Origin of the sequence: Pseudomonas sp. JUb42 (genome assembly GCF_024807945.1) — a bacterium.
Lineage (GTDB): Bacteria > Pseudomonadota > Gammaproteobacteria > Pseudomonadales > Pseudomonadaceae > Aquipseudomonas.
The window spans coordinates 317231-341155 of the sequence record NZ_JANUFD010000001.1 but is presented as its reverse complement, the minus strand read 5'-3'; the positions used below and the strand labels follow the sequence as shown (position 1 = coordinate 341155).

Genomic DNA, 23925 nt, shown 5'->3' with positions numbered 1-23925 from the left:
CCTATGAGCCAATACGGCGAGCTAACCGTCCTCATCGTCGAAGATGACCCCCACGTCCTGCTCGGCTGCCAACAGGCCCTTGCCCTGGAAGATATCCACAGCGAAGGCGTGGGCAGCGCCGAAGAGGCCCTGAGCCGCATCGGCGACAACTTCGCCGGCATCGTCATCAGTGATATCCGCCTGCCGGGCATCGACGGCCTGGAACTGCTGACCCGACTCAAGGCCCTGGACCGCAGCCTGCCAGTGGTACTGATCACCGGCCACGGCGATATCTCCATGGCGGTCAATGCCATGCGCGATGGCGCCTACGACTTCATGGAAAAGCCCTTCTCCCCCGAGCGCCTGGTAGACGTCACCCGCCGCGCCCTGGAGCAACGCGGGCTGGCCCGGGAAGTCTTCGCTCTGCGCAAACAGCTGGCCGAGCGCGATTCCCTGGAAGGCAAAATCATCGGCCGCTCCCCGGCCATGCAGAACCTGCGCGCCCTGATCGCCAACGTCGCCGACACCTCGGCCAACGTGCTGATCGAAGGGGAAACCGGCACCGGCAAGGAACTGGTCGCCCGTTGCCTGCATGACTTCAGCCGCCGCCACACCCAACAGTTCGTCGCCCTCAATTGCGGCGGCCTGCCGGAGAACCTGTTCGAATCGGAAATCTTCGGCCACGAAGCCAACGCTTTCACCGGCGCAGGCAAGCGACGCATCGGCAAGATCGAACACGCGCACAACGGCACGCTGTTCCTCGATGAAGTGGAAAGCATGCCGATCAACCTGCAGATCAAGCTGCTGCGGGTCTTGCAGGAACGCACCCTGGAACGCCTGGGGTCGAACCAGAGCGTGGCCGTGGACTGCCGGGTGATCGCCGCGACCAAGTCCGACCTCGATCAACTCAGCCGCGCCAACCAGTTCCGCAGCGATCTGTACTACCGGCTCAATGTCGTGACTCTGGAACTGCCACCGCTGCGCGAACGCCGCGAAGATATCCTGCAACTGTTCGAACACTTCCTGCAGCTGTCGTCCCTGCGCTTCGACCGCGAACCACAGCCGCTGGATTCGCAAACCATGTCAGCACTCATGGGCCACGACTGGCCGGGCAACGTACGTGAACTGCGCAACGTCGCCGAACGCTACGCCCTGGGCCTGCCCGCCTTCAAGAAAAGCGGCACCCACAGCGAAAGCCACAGCCTGGGCTTTGCCGAAGCGGTGGAGGCCTTCGAACGCAACCTGCTCGGTGACGCCTTGCAACGCAGCGGCGGCAACCTCAGCCAGGCCAGTCAGGAACTGGGGATGGCCAAGACCACCCTGTTTGACAAGGTCAAGAAGTATGGGCTGGGTTGAAGGGCAGCTGTGAGCTACGAGCTGCAAGAAAAAACACCACTTAATCGCTTTTAGCTCGAAGCTCGAAGCTCGCAACTAGAGGCTGCCTCTCTTGGATCTGATTTTAAAGGCACTGCTCGGCGGCGCCGTCGTCGTCATTCTGGCCATGCTGGCCAAGACCAAAAACTACTACATCGCAGGGCTGGTGCCGCTCTTCCCCACCTTCGCCCTGATCGCCCATTACATCGTCGGCAAGGGCCGCTCCCTGGACGACCTGAAGACCACCATCGTCTTCGGCATGTGGTCGATCATTCCCTACTTCGTCTACCTTGCCGCCCTGTACCTGCTGGTCGATCGCCTGCGCCTGGAAATCTCCCTGGCCCTGGCGGCAGTGGCCTGGCTGGTGGCCGCGACGTTGTTGGTGACCATTTGGGTTCGGCTGCATTAACCGTCAACGTTGTTGGAACGAGGCTTGCCCGCGAAGAGAACAACGCGGTTTGCCAGACACCAAGCGTTTTAGCTTCGCGGGCAAGCCTCGCTCCAACGAACAGCTCTCGGCCTGAATACAAAGGCTGGCCCACCCCTTGCATTCACCCCTTCCAGGCCCGCCCGGCCGGCTTTCATATTCAATAAAGCCGGTGTCTGAGCGGGATTGGTACAGGTGAATCCGACCTTTGAACATTCTCGATCTCGACCACAGCCTGACCGCCCAGGCGCCGATCGCGCAGCGTCTGGCCGATGGCCGCGCCACGCGCATCGACTTGCTGGAACTGGGCCCGAAACTGCGCCTGTGGTCCACGGAAAAGAACTACCGACGCTTCGCCCAGCGCCTGCAACAACGCGCCCGGCCCGTAGGTAAGCGACCGGAAATCTACTTTGTCGGCTCGGGTGACTATCACCATCTGACCCCGGCCTTCCTTGCGGATCTGCCGGAACCGGTGACCCTGATCCACTTCGACAATCACCCCGACTGGGTTCAGTTGGCGCCCCGTCGCCATTGCGGCTCCTGGGTCAACCGGGCGCTGAAGATGCCGAATATCAAGCGCATCGTCACCCTCGGCCCGTGCAGCGACGACCTGCATAACCCGCAGTTGCGCGGCGGCAATCTCGGTGCCTTGAAGCGCGGCGACTTGCAGCTGTTTCCCTGGCAGCACGCGCCGTCGAAAGTCTGGGGGTATATCGGCGACGGTCCCGGCCATCAGCAGCGCGACAACCACCTGCACTGGAAGAACCTCGCCGAACAGGACTGGCCGCGCTTTCTCGCCCGGTTGATCGACAGCCTGCCCACCGAGGCCATCTGGATCACTATCGACAAAGACGTGCTGGCCAGCGAAGACGCCGCCACCAACTGGGATCAGGGCGGCATGCGTCTGTCCCATCTGTTGCAGGCGTTGTGCCTGCTGGCGGCGAGAAAGCGGGTCATTGGTGTCGATGTGTGTGGCGAATTCGCCAAACCGGCCTATAGCAACCCGCTCAAACGCTGGGAGGCCAAGTCCGATCAGCCCCCGGCCGAACGCTGGAGCGAGCTGGATATCCTGCGCAATGCGTACACCAATGGCGCCTTGATCGACCTGTTCGAAGAGGTGTTTGCGTGAGCCTGTCCATCATCCTGCTGATCGCTTTTTCCATCCTCCTCGACGTGATCGGTCAACTGGCCTTCAAGCTCGGCCTGGATCGCCTGCCCGAGCAGGACGGCGGCTTTCGCCTGCGCGGTTTCTGGCTGCAACTGATGGCCGCGCCGCTGCTGTGGGCGGGTATCGCGGCCTACATCGTCGAGTTTCTGGTCTGGCTGGAAGTGTTATCCGTCGCTCCGCTGAGCGTGGCGTTTCCGGCGGCCAGCCTGAGTTACTGCGGCGTGGTCCTGGCCGGGCGCCTCGTCCTCGGCGAAACCGTCAGCCGCCGCCGCTGGCTGGGCACGCTGGTCATTACCGGCGGCGTCATGCTGGTCATCGCCACTGGAGGCTGAATGCAATGAACGAAGAATCCATCATGAGCCCTTCCACCACCCATAACTGGCTGGCCAAGCGCAGCACCAGCGTCGCCCTGTGGGCCATGCTGATCACCAGCGAAAGCACCGCACAGATCGCCATGAAGCTGGGCGGCGATGACCTGACCAACATGAACTTCGGCCTGAACTGGCTGATCACCGCCCTGACCACCCCCGCCGTATTGGTCGCGGTGGGCTGTTACGCGGCGTCGTTCCTGATCTGGATGCTGATCCTGCGCAGCACCCACCTGAGCGTGGCCTTCCCCTTGAGTTCGCTGGTGTTCGTCGGCGTGCTGCTCGGCTCCTGGCTGGGCCTGGGCGAGCACATCAGCTGGCTGCACTGGGTGGGGGTGTGGATCATCATTGGCGGGATTGCGCTGTTGGCAGAGGGAGACAACGGATAGCTGTAGTAGCTTTTGTGGGAGCGAGGCTTGCCCGCGAATTGGTTAGTACGTCCGAAAGATCGTCTGAGTCAGAAACATAGCTTTCGCGGGCAAGCCTCGCTCCCACATTAGAACGAGGCTTGCCGTTGGATTACCTGCGCAACAAAAACCCCAACCCATGGGACACCGGCATCACCTTCACCCCCGCCTCACGCTGCTGCTCGTGGATCTGCCGATGAAACGCCTTGACCCTGGTCCAGTGCATTTTCGGCCGGTAGTGGTGTTCGGCGTGGTAGCCGTTGTTCATCCAGATCAGGTTGTACAGCACGCTGTATGAACTCACGCCCCAGGCAATCGGCAGTTCGGGGTTGCCACCCAGGTGTTCGTAATAGCCATTGAGCGACGACAGCGACTGGCCCAGATACCAGAATGGCAACAGCAGCAGGACCGCCTGCCAGTCATAGAAAGCCAGGCCGATGTAGAAGGCGATGGTCAGGTAGATCTCCACCTTGACCCAACGCGCATCGGCCGGGCGCTTGCGCTGCATTTCTTCGTAGAACGCCTTGGGGTCGTCGCGGAACATGCTGAGGAACACGTAACTCCAGAGTGCTTCCGGCTGGCCGTTCCGGCCGTGCTTGTAGATCGACAGCGGGTCGATGGTTTCGCCTTGGGCGTCGGGCAGATCAGAGTTGCCGCGGTGATGGCGATTGTGGATATCGCGATACAGGGTCTGGGAAAAGCCAATGGTCACCGACAGCAGCAGGTCAAACGCGCGGTTCATCCACGGCACGGTGAAGTAGGCATTGTGAATCTGGTTGTGGGAAATGCTGTTGATGCTCCACGACAGGCTCACCGCATACAGCAGTGCCAGGGGCACGATGGCCCACCACGACAGGCTGTGGAAGGCCGCGACCAGCCAGACCACGAAAGCAAAATGCGCCAGGCCCATGGCAATCGGGATCAGGTCCCAGAGCGAATGGGCGAGCCAGCGGTAAACGGGACGAGCCATGAAAAACCACCTCGAAATGATGAGTCTTTCAGGGCCATTGCAAACGTCAGACCAATCTTCAGAAGTGGTAGGCGAGCGCCGCATCCACCTCGCCCTGATCGGCACTGCCGCGCTGTTTGACGATGCTGCTGTCGGCCGCAGAATCAGTCAGGTGAACCCAACTGACACTGGTCAGCAGCGACCAATTCCCCACCAGTGGAAAAGCCGCGCTCTGGCTCAGGGTGATGTCCTGCAGACCGCCGCTGGCGCGGTACGGACGAATGCCCGAGGCCGCCGACTCCTGCTGGCTGACGCCGAAGAAGGTACGGGTCTGCTCGGCATTGGCGTAATGCGCGGTGACTGTCGTACCGCCAAAAATACCCATGTTCTGCGGCCCCAACGGGTAATCCGCCTCGCTGCCAAGCTGTGCCAGCAGGCCGCCCTGACCACTGGCGCCACCGAAGGTGTGGCCAGTGCGGGCAAAGGCGCGCAGGCCTTCGAACGGGCTGTACTCGACGAAGCCACCGACCTCGCCCATCCCCGGCACATTGCGCAGGCCACGCAGCTGATCATCGCCATCGCGGCCCGGCACGTAGTTGACGAACGGCCCGGCGCTCCAGCCGTCGAGCTTGAGGGCGTTCCACGACAGGCCGTCTTCTGAATCGAGGTCAATGCTGCCCAGGCTCAGGTCCAGATAGGGAATCGGCTTGAACTCGTAGTGGCTGGCCGTGGGGTCGTAGGGCCGATAGGCATAGCCCGCGCCCGCCATGCCCTTGAGGCCGCCCAGGCCGAGGCTGTCGAGGGTGTCCGAGACCTCGTCGGCATGGGCAAAAGCGCTGAAAAACAAGGCGCATAGCAATGGCAGCGCGTGTTTGAACGGCGGCATGGACAAGATCTCGGGCAGTTGAACATGACGGCATCAATCACCAAGCGCCCCGCCCTGCGCAAGCACTGATGTTGTTTGTAGCGAGCTACAAAAATTGTAGCTTCGCCGCCTCCATTTCCCCTTCAACCTCGGTAAAGGCCCCGCCCTGCTGGCTTTCAGCCCTTTGGCACAGTCCCTGCTCTACCCCTTCCGACAGCGCAATGAGCGCCTTAATCAACATAGGCAAATGCAGATGATGCACTGGCATATCGTGTGTGATTTCGACGGTACCATCACCCGGACCGACGTGATCGACAGCATCCTTGAAAGGTTCGCTGATCCGAGCTGGGAAGCTATCGAAGAAGAATGGTTGTCCGGCCAGATCGGCTCCCGTGAATGTCTCAGCCGCCAATTGGCGCTGGTCAAGGCATACCCGGCGCAATTGCTCGAACACTTCGACAGCGTGGAAATCGACCCGGCGTTCTCAGCCTTCGTCGATCTGGTCATGGGCCGAGGCGCGACCCTGGATATCGTCAGCGACGGCCTCGAGCAAGGCATCGCGCGCATCCTTTCGCGCAACGACTGCCCGCTGCTGCCGATCATCGCCAACGGCCTGCGCCAGGTCGATCAGGACAGCTGGCGCATCGTCTTCCCCTACGCCAGCGACGCCTGCCGCGCAGCCTCGGGCAACTGCAAATGCAAGTCCACCCCGCAGGGCAAGCGCGTGCTGGTGATCGGTGACGGCAAGTCGGACATGTGCGTGGCCTCCACCGCCGACTTTGTCTTCGCCAAGAACAGCCTGGCCGATTATTGCGAGCGCAATGGCATCCCCCACGCCCGCTTCGACGCCTTCGCCGAACTACCCGCGCTGCTGGCCCTGTTGCCGCAGAGCATCACCCCAGCGGTCACTCGTCTCCCTCTTGAACAGCAGGAACTCTTCCACCATGTCTGATATCCGCATCGCGACCCCCGAAGACCAGATTCTTCTGGAAAAAGAAGCCAAGTACTGCTCCTTCGGCGACACCGTCCACTACATCGACCCGCCGCGCATCTTCAGCCGTTGCGAAGGCTCGTATGTCTATGACACCAGCGACCAGGCCTACCTCGACCTGCAAATGTGGTACTCGGCCGTCAACTTCGGCTACGCCAACCCGCGCCTGAACAATGCCCTGAAACAACAGATCGACACCCTGCCGCAGATTGCCAGCCAGTACCTGCACAAAGGCAAGATCGAGCTGTCGGAACACATCGCGGTGGATGCCAAGAAGAAGTTCGGCCTCGACGGTCGCGTGCACTTCAACGTCGGCGGTTCCCAGTCCATCGAGGACTCGCTGAAAGTCGTGCGTAACGCCAGCAACGGCAAGAGCCTGATGTTCGCCTTCGAAGGCGGCTACCACGGCCGCACCCTCGGTGCTTCGTCGATCACTTCCAGCTACCGCTACCGTCGCCGCTACGGCCATTTCGGCGAGCGCGCGCAATTCATCCCGTTCCCCTACCACTTCCGCGGCCCGAAAGGCATGACCAAGGAAGAATACGGCAGCTACTGCGTCAAGCAGTTCGCCCGGCTGTTCGAGACTGAATACAACGGCGTGTGGGACCCGAAAGTCGGCCAGAGCGAATACGCCGCCTTCTACGTCGAGCCGATCCAGGGCACCGGCGGCTATGTGATTCCGCCGATGAACTTCTACAGCGAGCTCAAGCAGGTCCTCGACCAGCACGGCATCCTGATGGTGGTCGATGAAATCCAGATGGGCTTCTATCGCACCGGCAAGCTGTGGTCCATCGAACACTTCGACGTCAAACCCGACGTGATCGTGTTCGGCAAGGCGCTGACCAACGGCCTCAACCCGCTGGGCGGCATCTGGGCGCGTGAAGAGCTGATCAATCCGAAGATATTCCCGCCAGGCTCGACCCACTCCACCTTCGCGTCCAACCCGCTGGGCACTGCCGTGGGCCTGGAAATGTTCAAGATGACTTCCGAGATCGACTACGGCGCGATGGTCATGGAGAAGGGCAAATACTTCCTGGCCGGCCTGCAGGACCTGCAGAAACGCTACCCGATCATCGGCGACGTCGACGGCCTGGGCCTGGCCCTGCGCTGCGAGATCTGTGGTCCGGACGGCTTCACCCCGGACAAGGCGACCCTGGACTTCATGGTCGACGAAGGCATGAAGGGCGACATCGAAATCGACGGCAAGCGCCTGGGCCTGATCCTCGACGTGGGCGGCTACTACAAGAACGTCATCACCCTGGCACCGTCGCTGGAAATCAGCTACGCCGAAATCGACCTGGGCCTGGCCCTGCTCGACCGCCTGCTGCACCGGGCCATGAAACGATGAACGCGGCCGCGATCGACATGGGCGAAGGCGATGCCGGTTTCGTGCTAGGCGATGGTCGCGTCGCGGTGCTGTTGATCCACGGCCTTACGGGCACCCCGACGGAGTTGCGTCGGGTGGCCCAGGGCCTGGCAGACCGGGGTGGCACGGTATACGTGCCAACCCTGGCCGGGCACTGCGGCAACAACGACGACCTGCAACGCACGGTCTGGACCGATTGGTACGAAAGCGCCCGCCGCGCTTTCGTCGGTATCCGTGCGCGTCACGAGCAGGTGTTCGTTGGCGGGCTGTCCATGGGCGCGGTGATGTCCATGCACATGGCGGCCGAGCATCCGGGGCAGATCGCCGGGCTGCTGCTGTATTCCACCACCCTGCGCTACGACGGCTGGAACATGCCGTTCGCCGCCAAGTTCACCAATATTTTCATGGCGATTCCGTTTGGCGTGCATATCTGCCGCTTCAACGAAAAACCGCCCTACGGCATCAAGAACCCGCGCCTGCGGGCCATTGTCGAACGGCAGATGAAAGACGGCGAAAGCAGCAATGCCGGGCTGTTGACCATGTCCGGGGTCAGCGTGCGCGAACTGCATCGGCTGATTGCGGTGGTCAAGCGACGCATGCCGACGATCACCACGCCGACCCTGGTGCTGCACTCCAGTGAAGACGACATCACCAGCCGCTGGAACGCTGACTACATCGAACGGCGCATTGGCGGCCCGGTGGTCAAGGTGCTGCTGGATAACTGCTATCACATGATCACGGTCGATTTGCAGTACCGCGAAGTAGTGGCCCTGAGCGCCAGTTTCATCGAGACCCGCACCGCTGCCACCCGTCGCGAACCCCATGCCGCACCCTTCCATGAACTGCAGCAACTGGCCTGACCTCCCATGATCACTGCGCAAACATTCGCCAGCATCCAGGACATCGACCGGGAACACTGGAACGATTGCTTCCCTGGCTCCCTGGAAGACTGGGATTACTACCTGGCAGTGGAAAAAGCCGGTATTGCCGAGTTTCGCTGGCGCTACCTGGCGCTGTTTGAAGGACCGTTACTGCTCGCGGTGGCCCCGGCCTTTATCACCCACTACAGCCTCGACACCACCATGCAGGGCGCGGGCAAGCGCCTGACCGAAAAGCTCCAGAACCTGTGGCCCGGCGCCTTGCAGGTGTCGCTGTACTGCATCGGTTCACCCGTGGCCGAGCAATGTAATGCCGGTACTGCCAGCAGCGTGCCTGCGCATCAGCGTCGGCATCTGCTCAGCGAACTGCTGCGACTGGCGCGCCGTGACGCCGACAGCTTTGGCATCGGCTTGCTGGCGGTCAAGGATGCGCCCATTGCCGACGAGCACTGGGTACAGACCTGCCGTGACGCCGGGCTGCAATCGATGCCCAGCCTGCCCAGTTCATCCTTGCCGGTGCAGTTCGGCTCCATCGAGGCGTACCTTGGCTCCCTGGGCAAATCCACGCGCAAGGACCTGCGCCGGATCCTGCGCGGGCCGGCGCCGCGTATCGAGTGGCGACACAACATCGACGACGTGCTGGCGGACATCATGCGCCTGTACGAAGCCACCCTGGCCCGCAGCGACCTGCAATTCGAGCGCCTGGGGCCAGACTATTTCACCGGCATCCTGCAACAGCTCGAAGAGCGAGCGGTCTGTGTGCTGTACTGGGTCGATGAACAACTGGTGGCCTTCAACCTGATGTTGCTGGACGAACGGCGTCTGATCGACAAGTTCTTCGCCCATGACCCGCTGCACACCCGCGGACATAATCTGTACGCCCGCAGTTGGCTGGCCAATGTCGACTACTGTATCCAGCATCGCATTCCCGTTTACGAAGCCGGCCAGGCCGGTTACGCCAACAAGATCCGTTACGGTTGCCGATTTGAGGGCAATATGCTGTTCTTCCGTCATCGCAACTGGCTGCTCAACAACCTGCTCAAGCTGGTCAAACTGATCATCCGCCCCGACCGACACGATCCCGCCATGGCGGCGGCAATAAGCGAACATTGATGACTCAGATTGAGAATCAGACCCGGACCAACGAAACATTTTTCTCCCTGTCGCGCTGGAGCGTGCAACGCAAGCTGGTCCTGGCGTTCTGGCTGGTCAGCGTCATTCCGACCATGATCGCCGCAGAACTGGCGGCGACCACCCTGTCGCAGATTTTCGAAAGCAACGTGCGTATCTGGCTGCAGGAGTCGACGCGCATCGTCGAAGATGAGATCAGCGAGATCCTGCGCGACAACGCCCGGGTCGCGCAGCTGTTCCTGACCTACACCCACCCGGTGGTGCACATGGGCAGCAAGCACGACCGGATGATCGCCGACACCGCCGACGCCATGGGCATCGACGTGGTCGCACTGATCCGCACCAGTGATCACAAAGTGATCTATTCCACAGCGCCCGACGATGTGGTCGCGCAGATCAGCCTGGCGCCCAATGCCGTGCTGCAGACCCTGCAGAACGGCGGCACCCAGGTCGGTGCCGTGGTCTCCACTTTCCACACCAGTGAGGATGGCGTCGATTACGAGCTGCTGATCACCACTTACCTGGACGACAGCTTTCTCACCAGCGTGGCCGACGTGCACTCTCTGGACCTGCGCCTGTACCTGAGCAACAAGGTCGGTTTCGGCGAAGTGTTCTCGACCCAGCGTTTCGAGGATCACCCGGCCCTGGTGCCGCACAAGATCGAGCAGATCCTGCGCGACACCAAGGCCGCCAGCGAACAGTCCACCTCGCGCTACAGCGGCCTGTATTCGCCGATATTCAATGACAGCGGCGAGATGCAGGGCGTGGTGTTCAGCGGCCTGTTGCGCCATTCGAGCCTGGTCGGGCTGGTCAACCAGACCAACCTGTTCCTGCTGATCCTGCTGGTCGGTTCGGCCTTGTCCCTGAGTGTCGGCTGGCTGATTTCCCGGCGCCTGACCCTGCCCCTGCGCGGTCTCTCGGCTGGCGTGCGCGCCGTTACCGCAGGCGACTACCACCAGCAAGTGGAAGTCATCGGCAGCGACGAACTGGCCGAACTGAGCGTGACCTTCAACCACATGACCGAACGCCTGCGCGAGCTGCAACATCTCGAATCCCAGTTGCGCCGCCGCGACCGCCTGCACACCCTGGGCGAAGTGGCCATGGGCTTGGCCCACGAGATCCGCAACCCGCTGGGCATCATCAAGACCGCCACGCAACTGTTGCACCGCCGCGCTGCCCTGCCGGAAACCGATATGCGCCATCTGGAATACGTGATCAGCGAAGTCACCCGGATCAATGACCTGATCACCGACTTCCTCGACTTCGCCCGCCCCAGTGCGCCCATTCGCTCGACACAACTGGCCCGCCCGCTACTCGAAGATCTGCTGGGTTTCTGCGCGCCTGAGCTGGAAACCCATCATGTCGAGGCCAGCATCGTCGAACAGGATCGCAACGCGATGATCTACGTCGATGGCCGCCAGTTGACCCAGGCCTGCCTGAACCTGGTGCTCAACGCCATCGACGCGATGCCCGGCGGCGGGCATCTGACGCTGAGCATCAGCAGCGAAGGGTCTTACACGCTGATCAGCGTCATCGATACCGGTCAGGGCATAGAAGCCGATATGCTGGAACGCATCTTCACGCCTTTTGTCACTACCAAGGCTTCAGGCACCGGCCTGGGCCTGGCCAAGGTCTACTCGATCATGGAAAACCACGGCGGGCGCATCGAATGCGTCAGCGAACCCGGCGCCGGGGCGACGTTCAACCTGTACCTGCCCAGCCATGAACACAGCGATGAAGGAAAGCCCTCATGAGTCATAACGTGCTGGTGGTGGACGACGAGCCCAAGCTCTGCGACCTGCTGGCCTCGGCCCTGAGCCAGAACGGCATCCAGGTGTTCACCGCAGGCAACGGCCTGCACGCGCTGACCGTATTGGAGCGCGAAGAGATCGATCTGGTTATCAGCGACTGGCGCATGCCCGGCATGGACGGCCCGCAATTGCTGGCGGAAATCAAAGTACGCTTCCCGCACTTGCCGGTGATTGTGATGACCGCCTACAGCACGGTGAAAAACGCCGTGCAGTCGATGCGCAACGGCGCCTTCGACTACATCAGCAAGCCCTTCGATATCGACGAACTGGACATCACCGTCAGCAAGGCCCTGCAGTTTCGCGACATCCTGCGCGACAACCAGCGCCTGCGCGCCGAACTCGACGAGCATCAACAGATCGAAAGCCTGGTCGGCGAAAGCCCGGCCTTTCGCCGCGTTTTGCAGGCGGTGGATTCGGTACGAGAAAGCAGCGCCACCATCCTGCTCACCGGCGAAAGTGGCACCGGCAAGGAAATGGTCGCCCGGGCCATCCACAAGTATGGCAACCGCGCCGACAAACCCTTCGTTGCGGTGAACTGTGCGGCCATCCCCGAAGGCCTGCTGGAAAGCGAAATGTTCGGCCATCGCAAGGGCGCCTTTACCGGCGCCGTGGCCGACCGCATCGGGCGCTTCCAGCAAGCGGACAAGGGCACGCTGTTTCTCGATGAGGTCGGCGACATGCCCCTGGCCTTGCAGGCCAAGATTCTGCGCGCCCTGCAGGAACGGGTGATCGAGCCGGTAGGCGACCCACGCGAGCGCAAGGTCGATGTGCGGGTGATTGCCGCGACCAACAAGGACCTGCTCGAAGCCGTTGCGAAAAAGGAATTCCGCGAGGATTTGTACTACCGCCTCAACGTCTTCCCGATCCCCCTGCCCGCCCTGCGCGAGCGGGTCGAAGACATCGCCCCCCTGGCCCGGCATTTCGCCCATATCCTCGGCGCCACGGCGGGTAAACGCATCACCGGCTTCAGCGCCGACGCCCTGCTGACCATGACCAGCTACCCCTGGCCGGGCAATATCCGCGAGCTGCAGAACTGCGTCGAACGAGCCACCATCGTCGCTGCCAGCCATACCATCGAAGAACAGGATTTGCCGGGCTACCTGTTCGGCGCCCGGCCGGTCAGCAACAGCGCCGCCGCGATCCTCAGCGACGGCCCCGGCATCCCCAAGGACCTCGAAGCGGCCCTGGCAGAAGTGGAAAAAGCCTACATCCTCGCCGCCCTGCAAGAAACCAATGGCGTCCAGGCCGCCGCCGCACAACTGATCGGCATCTCCGAACGCAGCCTGTGGTATCGATTGAAGAAGCTGGAGATACATGTGGACAAGATTGCGCGCTGAAAAACGAGCACCGGTCTTATCAAAGACAACACAATCCATTGATTTGTAATGTAGTTTGTGTGGGAGAGCCCGCCCCGTCTACGAAGCCGCGCTGTCGCGCAGCAGACATTAACCGGGGCGCAGGGGGCAAATCTTGTGGGAGCGAATTCATTCGCGAAGAGGCCGGTACATTCGATGCATCTTCATCACCTGGAACACCGCTTTCGCGAATGAATTCGCTCCCACAGAGTCTTTGTGATTCAGTGTGTTGCGCATTGTTTGATCAGAGCGAATAAATTCGCTCCCACCTTGCCCGGTGTTTACTGAGCAATCTCATTTAAGTTCGGGTGCTGAGCGCATTTTTGCTGTCATTTTCACCACCGATAGCAAGACGCCTCTCTTTCTCTTGAGTGAAATTTCCTAGAAAATCCCGAGCCCTTGTTTCGATGAATCCAGGTCTCTACCCTTGCGCGGTCGCTGCAAAATCAGCGATCAGATTTGGTAGATCTGGGTTACTCGACGCGAGGCGTCACCCTTTGCAGGCCGGTGTTCACGGCTCTGTTTTGGTGGCCGTGCGCATGTCGCCTTCGGGCGAGCCGGGTGCCGAGTACCGGTTCTACCAACCTGCGTACGGCCGCCACCCAATCGTTGGTAGCGATGAGGTGTCGGCTTTCTGAAGCCAACTCGGATTTATACACATGGACAAAATCATCCCCGATCCACCCCGCCTCATTGCCCACCCTTCGCTGACTCAGGAACAAGCCCTGAACCACGCTTCCGACATGTTGCGTTGCGTGCAGATCGCCGCCGATGAATTCGGCGAAAGCCTCGACGGCACTGCCCGGCAAAAGATGTTCAGCATCCTGCACCAGATCGAAGGGATTGCTGCGATGGTTGATCATTCGCTGACGGCGCCGTAATACCCGCGCTCGAATTGAAATGGATTCAGGTCACCGTCACCGTCACCAACGCCAACACCTCATCACTCCCCGGTGCCGTCGCAGGCCCGCGTCGGGTCACGGCAATCGCTGCGGCAGCGTTGGCGCGCAAGGCGGCTTGTTCAGCGGAGCAACCGGCCGCCAGGCTCGCCAGCAGCACACCGGCATGGGCATCGCCCGCGCCATTGGTGTCCACCGCCGTCACCGGAAAACCGCTAACCTGGCGGGTCTGGCCTCCTTGCCGCAACCAGCAGCCTTGCGGGCCATCGCGCAGCACAATCAATGCACTTTCCGGCAACCAGGCACTCAGGCGGTCCAGCGCCGTGGCGATATCGGCACAACCGCTGAAGCGCAACGCTTCTTCACGGTTGCTGCTCCACAGGCTGATCAAAGGCAGCAGCGCGCGAATCTGCGCGCTGTCCGGTGAGTTGACCAGCGGCCCCGGATCGAACGCCACACAGGTGCCTTCGGGCAATGCTTTGAGCCACTGCAACAGGCTGTCGACCTTACCTTCATGCAACAGGCTGTAGCCACTGACGTACACGTAGTCCTCGGCCTGCACCGTGACGCCCTGCAGATCCGCCAGGGACAGCCCGCCTTCGGCGCCGACATAGGAAATGAACGAACGCTCGGCGGACGGTTCGATCAGCGCCACGGACAAGCCGGTGTCCTGCCCGGTATCAATGGCGGCGGTGACTTCGATGCCTTCGGCACTCAGCGCCTGACGCGCCAGGTCGCCAAAACGCCCCGTGCCATGGCGGCCCAGGTAGACCACCGGCATGCCATTGCGCGCCGCAGCGGCCATCACGTTGAAACCGCCACCGACTTCGAAACGTGCCGAGCTGGCCAACACGTCGCCGCCCGAGTTGGGCAGGTGGTCCAGGTCCATGACCAGGTCAACCACGACCTGGCCGGTATGCAGCAATCTAGCGGGCATGTTGAATCTCTTCGGCAAACGCCCGGCGATCGCGAGCGCCGCCGAGCATGGCATAAACCCCACCGGCCACCAGGAAGGTCACGATCCAGCCCAGGCCGTTATGGCCCAACCAGGAGTCGGACAGGATCCCGCGAAACAGCACATTGTCGGCGGTGGTAGCGACGGTAGTGAAGCTGAAACCCAAGACGATCGCCAGGGCCCAGGCACCCAGCGCGCGCCATTCGACGCCGCCCTTGTACCAATAGGCGCTGCCGGGCGAGACGTTCATCAGGTCTTTGGGCGAGTAGTAATGGCGATGAATCAGGTCCACCACGAAGATCCCGACCCAGGCGGTGATCGGCACAGCCAGCATCGAGATAAAGGTAATGAACGGACCGTAGAAGCTGTCGGCGATCAGCATGAAGTAAATCGAACCGGCGAAGATCGCCACGATATCGACGATCACCGCGTGCACGCGCTTGATCTTCAGCCCAAGGGTCAGAGTGGTCAGGCCGGCCGAGTACACCGACAGGTTGTTCGACAACAGCAGGCCACCAAAAGCGGTGATCAGGTACGGCACGGCCATCCAGGTCGGCAGCAATTCGCGAATGGCGATGATCGGATCGGTGGCCGAGGCCAGGTCGTTGTTGCCCACCGACAGCAAGCCACCGAGAGTGATCAGCAGAATCAGCGGAATGCCCGCACCGAACGCCGCCGACGCCACCAGGCGTGTGGCCTTGACGCTGCGGTGCTGGTAGCGCGACATGTCGGCCCCGGCGTTGGCCCAGCCGATACCGGTGCCTGCGGCCATGGTGCCGACGCCGATGATCATGGCGCTCAGCGGTGCCGGGGCGGCATTGAATACGGCTGTCCAGTCGATATGGGCGATGAGGAAGCCGCCGACAATCACGTTCAATGCGCCGAAAATATAGGTCGCCCATTTCTGGATGACCAACAGCGTCGCATGGCCCAGGCCCGAGACGGTGAGGGTCAGTAATACGAAGATGGCGATGAACACCAGGGTCAGGCCCGGTGCGCTCTTGGCTTCAACCGGGGTATGGAACAGGATCGAGCACAGCGACAGCAACACGAAGGCGGCCGTGGTGGTGTTGACCGTCTCCCAGCCCAGGCGCGACATCAGCGAGACGATGGTCGGGCCAATATTGCCGCGTACACCGAAGATCGCCCGGGACAGGGTCAGGCTCGGTGCGCGGCCACGGCGGCCGGCGATGGAAATCACCCCGACCACGGCAAACGAGCCTGCCGCGCCGAGGATGGCAACGATGATCGCCTGCCAGATCGACAGCCCGCGAAAGGCCACCAGCGTGGCGCCCAACGGCAAACCGAGAATGCTGATATTGGCAGCAAACCAGACCCAGAACAGTTGCAGCGGATGACCGTTGCACTCGTTTTCCGGAACCGGCTCAATGCCGCGTGTTTCCAGTTGTCCTGCGCTTTGAAGCGAATGGGATGAACTCATGACAAAGGCTCCTGATGCCAATTGTTTTGGTTGTGGGCAGTGCGGAATCCTGTTTCTACGTCCCTGTCATGGGTGGCCGCGGAGGCAGCCGGACGCCTCGCGCCGAACTTTTGGAGTGCGGCGACAGCGTTCTTGCCATGAAGACGCTCAGCGTGAGCGCAGCGTGAGCAACCCTTCGACCAGAGGCTCCAGCTCCAGCGTGTTGACCTTGCGAATCTGTATCAGCAGGCTGGTCGGCCAGACGGCCAGCCCCATGCAGGCACCGAGCATGGCGCCGAGAATCGCCGCGATGGTGTCGGTATCGCCACCCAGGCTTGCGGCCATGCACAGCGCATCGAAGGCCGCCAGACGACCTGCCGCGACCTGACTGGCCAGAGCGAACGCCGCGACCACCGATTCCTGGGACGCCACTGAAGTGCCGATGACCTCGTAGATCAACTCCGGCAACGCCGTCGGCGTACAGTCAGCACACAGACTGCGCGCCCACTGAATACGCGCGCCGATCTGCCCGCCCGCGATCCAGTAACCGTGTTCGGCACCGGCCTGGGCGGCGTGAATGCCCATGTCCAGAGCCTGCTCAATGCCAACGCCATTGATCCCCGCCGAGACCACGGCCGCCACCGCCGCCGCGCTGGAAATCCCCAGGTTGGTGTTATGGGTGACCTGGCAGGCCTGCACCACCGCCGCGATAAACCGCGCCGGGTCGGCGATATCGGCCGCAATACCCACGGGCGTAATGCGCATGGCCGCACCGTTGGTGGTGCCGAAGCGCCCGGCTTCCTCGGGGCTGTGCCCGGCCAGGATCATCTCGATGGCGCGTTTGGTCGACGGCCCGAGCAGATCCTGGGAGCCCTTGGCCTGCATCACCGCCTCCCAGTCGATCAGGCTCTGGGCCAGTGCCGCAGGAGCGATCTGGCCCTGACCGGCAATCAACTGTTCGCCGACCAGAATCGCCTGTTCGGTATCGTCAGTAATGGAGCCTGCGGGCATGTTCGGTGCAATCGGCTGATCGGCATCGGCGGCCATCAGCGTGGTGATGGCGCCAAACCGCTGCTTGATCTGCGCACGGCTGAGGGATTGCGTCGGCATGCCCAGAGCATCACCCAGGGCCAGGCCATAAAACGCCGCGAGGGCGCGATCACGAATATCGACGGACATCAGCAAACACTCCCAAACGCCAGGTGCAGGCGGAAGTGCAGCGGGTCGAGGAGACTTTCCACATGTTCCATGAAGCGTTCCTGACGGTCATAGGTGGTGCGCAAGGCCTTGAGAAACACCGTGCCCGGCTCGCGTCCCAACAACAGCGCATCGTCAATGGTCAAAGGTTCGGCGCCGATCCATTGATCGCCGCGATCACCGATAAAACCGTGGGCGGCCAGAGTGATGGTCAGGGAATTGTCGATCAGCCCGCTGGCGGGCAGATTCTCGAGCCCGGCAATGGCCGGGATCAATGCACGTTCAAGGGAAACCACCACGCCATCAGCGGCGGTACGGCGGCGGTCGAGGGCGACGAATCGGCTGGTGCCGAAGCGGCTGGCCATGTCCGGGCGTTCGACCGCAACCAGACGCAGGATCTCGGTACTGATCCGCGCCCCGCTGTCGGCCAGGGCCTGAGCCCAGCCGCTACGTTGATCGAGGCTGATACCGTCATAGGTCACGATCGAACCGACACCCGATTGGGTGGCGATGTAATTGCGCCGTTTCAGTTCGGACAGGGCTTCACGCAACGTGCCACGGCTTACATCGAATTCCAGAGCCAACTGATGTTCACCGGGCAGCAGATTGCCGGACTCCAATTGGCCAGTTTCGATGCGCCGTGCCAGTTCATCCACCACGCGCTGTTTCTTATCAAATCGAACATGTCTAATCATGTACAAATTGATAACCCAAGCTGTTCATTGGAGCAAGGGATTTTTTTAGGGCGCGTTCAAATTGCCTGACTTGAAATGGGATCCTGTAGGAGCTGCCGAAGGCTGCGAATGGATTTGCCTGACACACTGCTTTCGCAGCCTTCGGCAGCTCCTACAGGTCCGTGTGAGGCATCAGGCTTTCGCTTGCTCACTCAGAATCTGCCGGATAGCCCCGACAAATACGTCCACCGGCTGCCCGCCGGACACCGCGTACTGGTCGTTGAAGACAATGGTCGGCACCGAATTTATGCCGCGGGCGATCCACAGCTGCTCAGCGGTACGTACTTCGAGGGTGTATTCGTCAGAGGCGAGAATGGCCTCGGCACGCACCCGGTCCAGGCCGACTTTCTGGGCGACATCGGCCAACAGGCGATGGCTGGAGGGGTCGGCGTGTTCGCTGAAGTAAGCCGCAAACAGCGCCTCTTTCAATGCTTTTTGCTTGCCCTGAGTCTCAGCCCAATGCAACAGACGATGGGCATCGAAGGTGTTGTAGATACGCTTGTCGCCGTCCTTGAAGGTGAAGCCCAGTTCGGCGCCGCGATCACGGATGTGTTCGCGATTGGCCTTGGACTGCTCCGGGGTCGAGCCGTATTTTTCGAAAATGTGCTCGGCCAGGTCCTGGCCTTCGGCGGGCATGTTCGGGTTGAGTTCGAAGGGCTGGAAATGGATCTCGGCCTGCACTTCATCGCCCAGTTGCTCAAGGGCCTGGTTCAACGCACGCAGGCCGATCACACACCAGGGGCAGGACACATCGGAGACAAAATCGATTTTCAGGGGAGTGCTCATGGCGACCCTCACTCATGTAGAAAAAGCATAGACATTGAGACAGGACTCTCTTGTGGGAGCGAATTCATTCGCGAAAGCGGTATTCAGGCCAAAGGTGAGGGGGTGAGTGTACCGGCCTCTTCGCGAATGAATTCGCTCCCACAGGGTTGCGCCTCATCCTGCTCTCATATCAGTAGAGGTCCAGAATACGCCATTACAACTGCGCCATGGGCCTTCCGTCGTTATGTTGAGCGCGCAAATAAGGCAGTACAGCGGCCAGTAATGGCGCCTTGAACGCCTCCTGAAAGCGATGGGCCAGGCCCGGAATCAGCTTCAACTGGCTGCCTTGCAGGTGGGCGGCGACATGAATGCCGTGCATGACCGGCAGCAACGGATCAGCCGTGCCATGCACCACCAGGGCCGGGACGCGCAGGCGATCCAGCAGCGCAACACGGCTGGGCTCGGCGAGAATCGCCATGATCTGGCGCTTGACGCCTTCCGGGTTAAAGGCGCGATCGTAGGAAATCGCCGCCTGATGCAACAGCACCTGACGATCATCCTTCACCTCCGGGCTGCCCAGGGCCGCGAGCAGATCCGCCTGCTGCTCAATGGCCGCCTCACGGCTCGGCGCGCCCCGCCGGGCCAACAGTTGCAGCAACGCCGGGCTCGGCATCGGCAGGCCGGCGGCGCCGGAACTGGTCATGATCAGGGTCAGGCTCTCGACGCGCTTGGGCGCCAGGTCGGCCAGGTGCTGGGCGATCATGCCGCCCATGCTGGCACCGAGCACATGAAATTGCTCGATGTTCAGGCTGTCCATCAGGCCCAGGGCGTCTTCGGCCATATCAGTCAGGGAATACGGCGCATCCACCGGCAGGCCGAGCTTGAAGCGCAGCACTTCAAAGGTCAGGTTGGCACTGGCCGGGGGCTGCACCCAAGTGCTCAGGCCAACATCGCGGTTGTCATAGCGAATCACCCGAAAACCCTGCTGGCACAGGGCGACCACCACTTCATCCGGCCAATGGATCAGTTGCCCGCCCAGGCCCATGACCAGCAGCAACGTCGGGTCCGTGGCGCGACCAATGCTTTGATAAGCAATGTGCACATCTGTGAGGTTGGCAACTTGGGTTGGAACGTTGACATCGCATCGAGCGGCCGCAAAAGACGGCAGGCCGCACAAAAGTGCGGCCAGGAAAATAAGTACACGCATGGATTACACCAAAAAACAAAATCCCCAGTAGGAAGCGAGTTTGATGATGTTTTGCCTGGCGCGCTGCCACAGTTGCGTGACAGTTTGATGAAGCGGGATCAGCGGTAGCCAATCAACCGGCGTGTCACCCGTAGGAGCTTTAGCCGCGAGAGCATCCTTCCGGCTAAAGCCGGTCCTACAGATCCGGGTACGCGTGAGGTCGAAGATCAGGCTTTGTCAGACGCCAGCCACAGATTATCGCCAAAGCGCTCCTGAGCCCGCTGCAACAACGCCAGCTCACAGGGCCCCGCGAACGACAGCACCTTATAGGTCGGCAGGCGATCCAGCACCGCAGGCAAAGTCTGCGGGGCGCTGACCAGATCGATATGCAGCCCGGCCACCGGCAGGGTTACCGTCACACCGAGGTTGTCGGTCAGGCCGCCACCGGTCACAGCCAGCAGCTTTTGCAGGGGCGAATATTGCAGGATGTGATACGCCCGCTCGAAGGCGTTTTTCCATTCTTGCGCCAGCTCCAGAGCGAGGATCGGCTCGTCGATCTGCACCCACTCCAGGCCTTCAGCAGCGAGGCGACCGAGGACTTCACCGTACAGCGGCAGCAGTTGCTCCAGCAGCTCGAGCTTGTCGAAGCCTTCTTCCTTGACCTTGCCCAACCACAAATAAGTCAGCGGGCCGATGATCGCCGGGCGGATTGTCTGCCCAAGCGCCAGAGCCTGGCCGACTTCGTCGAACAGCGGTTGTTGCCAGTCGAGGGCGAAAGGTTGTTCGCGGCAGAACTCAGGAGGCTGCCCGGCCCAGGCGAACGCATCGCCCCAATTGGCTGCAGATTGCGGGTTGGCGCCAGTCTGGGAAGTGGCAGGCGTGAGGGCCAAGGTCATGATGAAAACTCCCGGTAAAAGATGGCGCAATTATCGACAGTCGGACACACATGAGACAAACTCATTGTATTCGTGTTGATCTTCAATATTTTTCATGGAGCGCCGACGGTGCTGGAAATTCGTCACCTCAAGACCCTGCACGCCCTGCGTGAAGCCGACAGTCTCGTGGAAGCCGCCGAGCGCCTGCACCTGACGCAATCAGCTCTGTCCCATCAGTTCAAAGAGCTGGAAGAGCGCCTGGGCATGCAGTTGTTCGTGCGCAAGACCAAGCCGGTGCGCTTCACCAGTGCCGGGCTGCGCCTGCTGCAATTGGCCGATGTGATGCTGCCGCAATTGCGCGGCGCCGAACGGGATATCGCCCGCTTGGCCGGTGGCGTGGCTGGGCGCCTGCATATGGCGATCGAATGCCACAGCTGCTTCCAGTGGCTGATGCCGACCATCGACCAGTTCCGCGATGCCTGGCCGGAAGTCGAGCTGGACCTGGCTTCGGGCTTCGCTTTCGCTCCCCTGCCGGCCCTGGCCCGTGGCGACCTGGATCTGGTGGTGACCTCCGACCCGCTGGAACTGCCGGGCATCAGCTACGTGCCGCTGTTCACCTACGAAGCCATGCTGGCGGTGGCCAATCAGCATCCACTGGCCAGCAAGCCCTATATCGTGCCTCAGGACCTGAGCAGCGAAACCCTGATCACCTACCCGGTGGAGCGGGACCGTCTGGATATCTTCACGCGCTTCCTGGAGCCGGCCGATATCGAACCGGCCAACGTGCGTACCTCGGAACTGACGGTGATGATGATGCAACTGGTGGCCAGCGGCCGCGGCGTCTGCGGCATGCCGCACTGGGCGCTGCATGAGTACAGTTCACGCGGCTATGTGAAAGGTAAACGCCTGGGCGAAAAGGGCCTGTTTGCCACGCTTTATGCGGCGATCCGCACCGATATGCTCGATGCACCGTACATGCGCGACTTCCTGCTGACGGCCAAGGACACCTCGTTCTCGACCCTGGATGGGGTGAGTGCGGTGAGATAACAGTGGCCTGCCGGCATAAATTTGCCGGTCTGAATTCTGTTGGATGCGAACCCTGTGGGAGCGAATTCATTCGCGAAGAGGCCAGTGCGATCGATGCATTTGTAGCGCCTGATATAAAGACTTCGCGAATGAATTCGCTCCCACAGACGACATTTTCACAGTGAGTTGGGTGTACCGCCCGCTCACGCCAAGGTCAGGCGTCAGCAGCCAACCGCTGGCGATACAACGGCAAAATCAAATCCGCCGTCAACGGCGCCAGTACCTGCTGCAGCGCCTGATCAGGCCCGACCCAGATCACTTCCTCGATCTCCGCCGCAGGCAATACCGGGGCATCGGTGCGTACTTCGAACAACTGACAACGCACTTCAAACCCCGGCTCATTGGCCGCCGGGGCGCTGAATTCACCGAGGAACAGCGCCTGTTGCGGGTCGATGCGCAAACCCAGTTCTTCTTCCAGTTCGCGGACCAGCGCCCGTTCGGCGGTCTCGCCTGCGTCGATCTTGCCGCCGGGCTGCATGAACGCCTGGGTGCCGCGCTTGCGCACCAGCAGCGTGCGCTGGTCCGGGCCGATCAACAGGGCCGCAGCGATGTTGATCCGCTTCACAGGAAAATTTCCGTCTTCAATTGCCGGGCTTCTTGGGCGCGCTCCAGGGCCAGGTTGATCAAGCGCTCAATCAACGCCGGATAGCTCAGGCCTGTCGCCTGCCACAACTTGGGATACATGCTGATCGAGGTGAAACCGGGGATGGTGTTGACCTCGTTGATGATGATCGCAGCAGCGTCGGTGACGAAGAAATCCACCCGCGCCAACCCTGCGCACTCAAGGATTCGGTAGGCGTGCAAGGCCACTTCACGAACCTGCTCACTCACCTGTGGCGCCAGTTGCGCCGGAATGGCGATACGCGCCTGACCGTCGTTGAGGTACTTGGTGTCGTAGGCGTAGAACTCATCGTTGGCGATGACTTCACCGCACACGCTGACTTCGGCCTGGTGGTTGCCCAGCACCGCGCATTCCACTTCACGACCGACGATGCCCTGCTCGATCAGCACCTTGTGATCGAACTCAAACGCCAGGGCCAGGGCTGCGTTGAAACCGGCCTCGTCACTGACCTTGCTCACGCCCACGGAAGAACCCTGGCTCGCCGGTTTGACGAACAGCGGCAGGCCCAGGCGCTCGGCCAGGGTGGCGAATACCGGCACCTGACCGCGACGCACCACTTCAAAAGGTGCCACGGCAATCCCGGCATCGCGCAGCAGGCGCTTGGTCACGTCCTTGTCCATGCAGGCCGCCGAGCCCAATACATCAGGGCCGACAAAGGGAATGGCGAGCAAACGCAACAGGCCCTGAATCGAGCCATCTTCGCCGAACGCGCCGTGAATCAGCGGGAACACCACGTCAATGCGCGGTAGCTCATGGGCAGACTCGACCTCGACAAACTGCCCGCCATGACTGCCCGGCAATAACGCCAGCAGGCGCCCGGAGGTGCTCAGGCGAATCTTCGCAGGGTCGGTGGGGTTGACCAGGTAATCGGCTTCCTCGAAACGCAGCCAGCGGCCGCCCTTGTCGATGCCGATCAGGGTTAATTCGTACAGGTTGCGATCAATCGCATTGATGACGTTGCGTGCCGATTGCAACGACACTTCATGCTCGCAAGATTGCCCACCGAAGACGATGGCGACTGACTTTTTCAAAGCGACCACTCCTGTTTTTCAGGTCGCAGAGTCAAAAGCAATTTGCCCGGTTAGTCCAGTGGCAGACGCCGCCAATTGTCGAAATG

General features: G+C 61.4%; 23 protein-coding genes and 1 pseudogene. 13 read left to right on the top strand and 11 right to left on the bottom strand.

Annotation, left to right across the window (positions count from 1 at the left end):
- The first annotated feature begins 3 nt into the window (after window positions 1–3).
- The 5 genes from M2401_RS01595 to M2401_RS01575 all read left to right on the top strand — a co-directional run bounded on the left by M2401_RS01595 (window position 4) and on the right by M2401_RS01575 (window position 3705).
- Window positions 4–1335, top strand: coding sequence for a sigma-54 dependent transcriptional regulator (locus M2401_RS01595; protein ID WP_259098687.1), 1332 nt, complete (start codon window positions 4–6; stop codon window positions 1333–1335).
- Between the two features lie 100 nt (window positions 1336–1435).
- Complete coding sequence (locus M2401_RS01590; RefSeq protein WP_259099858.1) at window positions 1436–1762, top strand: GlpM family protein; 327 nt, start codon at window positions 1436–1438, stop codon at window positions 1760–1762.
- 226 nt (window positions 1763–1988) lie between these two features.
- Window positions 1989–2909: an arginase gene (locus M2401_RS01585; RefSeq protein WP_259098685.1), complete on the top strand. Its 921-nt coding sequence runs from the start codon at window positions 1989–1991 to the stop codon at window positions 2907–2909.
- Window positions 2906–3280 (top strand): transporter, encoded by a 375-nt coding sequence (locus M2401_RS01580; RefSeq protein ID WP_259098684.1) that lies wholly within the window; start codon window positions 2906–2908, stop codon window positions 3278–3280. Before M2401_RS01585 ends, M2401_RS01580 begins: the two co-directional genes overlap by 4 nt.
- A gap of 23 nt (window positions 3281–3303) precedes the next feature.
- Window positions 3304–3705, top strand: a complete 402-nt coding sequence (locus M2401_RS01575; RefSeq protein ID WP_259099856.1) for an EamA family transporter — start codon at window positions 3304–3306, stop codon at window positions 3703–3705.
- 130 nt (window positions 3706–3835) lie between these two features.
- On the opposite strand, the gene M2401_RS01570 is transcribed toward M2401_RS01575, so the two are convergent.
- The gene (locus M2401_RS01570; RefSeq protein WP_259098682.1) at window positions 3836–4693 is read right to left on the bottom strand and encodes a fatty acid desaturase; all 858 of its coding nucleotides are present in this window, start codon (window positions 4691–4693) and stop codon (window positions 3836–3838) included.
- Between the two features lie 58 nt (window positions 4694–4751).
- Window positions 4752–5558, bottom strand: a complete 807-nt coding sequence (locus tag M2401_RS01565; protein WP_259098681.1) for a MipA/OmpV family protein — start codon at window positions 5556–5558, stop codon at window positions 4752–4754.
- Between the two features lie 232 nt (window positions 5559–5790).
- Between M2401_RS01565 and M2401_RS01560 the strand changes: the two genes are divergently transcribed.
- The 7 genes from M2401_RS01560 to M2401_RS01530 all read left to right on the top strand — a co-directional run bounded on the left by M2401_RS01560 (window position 5791) and on the right by M2401_RS01530 (window position 13950).
- Entirely contained in the window at window positions 5791–6489 is a 699-nt protein-coding gene (locus M2401_RS01560; protein ID WP_259098680.1) for an HAD-IB family phosphatase, read from the top strand.
- Window positions 6482–7876, top strand: a complete 1395-nt coding sequence (locus tag M2401_RS01555; protein WP_259098678.1) for an aspartate aminotransferase family protein — start codon at window positions 6482–6484, stop codon at window positions 7874–7876. Before M2401_RS01560 ends, M2401_RS01555 begins: the two co-directional genes overlap by 8 nt.
- Window positions 7873–8754 (top strand): carboxylesterase, encoded by an 882-nt coding sequence (locus M2401_RS01550; RefSeq protein ID WP_259098676.1) that lies wholly within the window; start codon window positions 7873–7875, stop codon window positions 8752–8754. Before M2401_RS01555 ends, M2401_RS01550 begins: the two co-directional genes overlap by 4 nt.
- A 6-nt stretch (window positions 8755–8760) precedes the next feature.
- Window positions 8761–9885 (top strand): GNAT family N-acetyltransferase, encoded by a 1125-nt coding sequence (locus M2401_RS01545; RefSeq protein WP_259098675.1) that lies wholly within the window; start codon window positions 8761–8763, stop codon window positions 9883–9885.
- The gene (locus M2401_RS01540; protein WP_259098673.1) at window positions 9885–11657 is read left to right on the top strand and encodes an ATP-binding protein; all 1773 of its coding nucleotides are present in this window, start codon (window positions 9885–9887) and stop codon (window positions 11655–11657) included. The genes M2401_RS01545 and M2401_RS01540 overlap by 1 nt, the downstream gene beginning before the upstream one ends.
- Window positions 11654–13051 carry a sigma-54 dependent transcriptional regulator gene (locus M2401_RS01535; protein WP_259098671.1) on the top strand — a complete coding sequence of 466 codons (1398 nt, stop codon included), beginning with the start codon at window positions 11654–11656 and terminating at the stop codon, window positions 13049–13051. Before M2401_RS01540 ends, M2401_RS01535 begins: the two co-directional genes overlap by 4 nt.
- 677 nt (window positions 13052–13728) lie before the next feature.
- The gene (locus M2401_RS01530) at window positions 13729–13950 is read left to right on the top strand and encodes a DUF6124 family protein (RefSeq protein ID WP_259098670.1); all 222 of its coding nucleotides are present in this window, start codon (window positions 13729–13731) and stop codon (window positions 13948–13950) included.
- 25 nt (window positions 13951–13975) lie between these two features.
- Here M2401_RS01530 and M2401_RS01525 read toward each other — a convergent pair whose 3' ends face one another.
- From M2401_RS01525 to M2401_RS01495, 7 genes and pseudogenes are all read right to left on the bottom strand, one after another.
- The gene (locus M2401_RS01525; RefSeq protein WP_259098668.1) at window positions 13976–14905 is read right to left on the bottom strand and encodes a PfkB family carbohydrate kinase; all 930 of its coding nucleotides are present in this window, start codon (window positions 14903–14905) and stop codon (window positions 13976–13978) included.
- Window positions 14895–16364: a cytosine permease gene (locus M2401_RS01520; protein ID WP_259098667.1), complete on the bottom strand. Its 1470-nt coding sequence runs from the start codon at window positions 16362–16364 to the stop codon at window positions 14895–14897. Before M2401_RS01520 ends, M2401_RS01525 begins: the two co-directional genes overlap by 11 nt.
- Window positions 16365–16511: 147 nt before the next feature.
- Complete coding sequence (locus tag M2401_RS01515; protein WP_259098665.1) at window positions 16512–17522, bottom strand: ADP-ribosylglycohydrolase family protein; 1011 nt, start codon at window positions 17520–17522, stop codon at window positions 16512–16514.
- Window positions 17522–18235 carry a GntR family transcriptional regulator gene (locus M2401_RS01510; RefSeq protein WP_259098662.1) on the bottom strand — a complete coding sequence of 238 codons (714 nt, stop codon included), beginning with the start codon at window positions 18233–18235 and terminating at the stop codon, window positions 17522–17524. The genes M2401_RS01515 and M2401_RS01510 overlap by 1 nt, the downstream gene beginning before the upstream one ends.
- Before the next feature lie 171 nt (window positions 18236–18406).
- On the bottom strand, window positions 18407–19060 hold the full coding sequence (locus tag M2401_RS01505; RefSeq protein WP_259098660.1) for a DsbA family oxidoreductase: 654 nt from the start codon (window positions 19058–19060) through the stop codon (window positions 18407–18409).
- 193 nt (window positions 19061–19253) lie between these two features.
- Entirely contained in the window at window positions 19254–20246 is a 993-nt protein-coding gene (locus M2401_RS01500; RefSeq protein WP_259098657.1) for an alpha/beta fold hydrolase, read from the bottom strand.
- A gap of 221 nt (window positions 20247–20467) precedes the next feature.
- Window positions 20468–21025 (bottom strand): annotated as a pseudogene (locus tag M2401_RS01495) (5-methyltetrahydropteroyltriglutamate--homocysteine S-methyltransferase); the annotation flags it as partial.
- A gap of 204 nt (window positions 21026–21229) precedes the next feature.
- On the opposite strand from M2401_RS01495, the gene metR reads away from it, so the two are divergent.
- A complete protein-coding gene (gene metR / locus M2401_RS01490; RefSeq protein WP_259098655.1) occupies window positions 21230–22147 on the top strand; it encodes a transcriptional regulator MetR in 918 nt (305 codons plus the stop codon).
- A 193-nt stretch (window positions 22148–22340) separates the two neighbouring features.
- On the opposite strand, the gene M2401_RS01485 is transcribed toward metR, so the two are convergent.
- The gene (locus M2401_RS01485; protein ID WP_259098652.1) at window positions 22341–22751 is read right to left on the bottom strand and encodes an NUDIX domain-containing protein; all 411 of its coding nucleotides are present in this window, start codon (window positions 22749–22751) and stop codon (window positions 22341–22343) included.
- Window positions 22748–23839, bottom strand: a complete 1092-nt coding sequence (gene ddlA, locus M2401_RS01480) for a D-alanine--D-alanine ligase (RefSeq protein WP_259098651.1) — start codon at window positions 23837–23839, stop codon at window positions 22748–22750. Before ddlA ends, M2401_RS01485 begins: the two co-directional genes overlap by 4 nt.
- Between the last annotated feature and the right edge of the window lie 86 nt (window positions 23840–23925).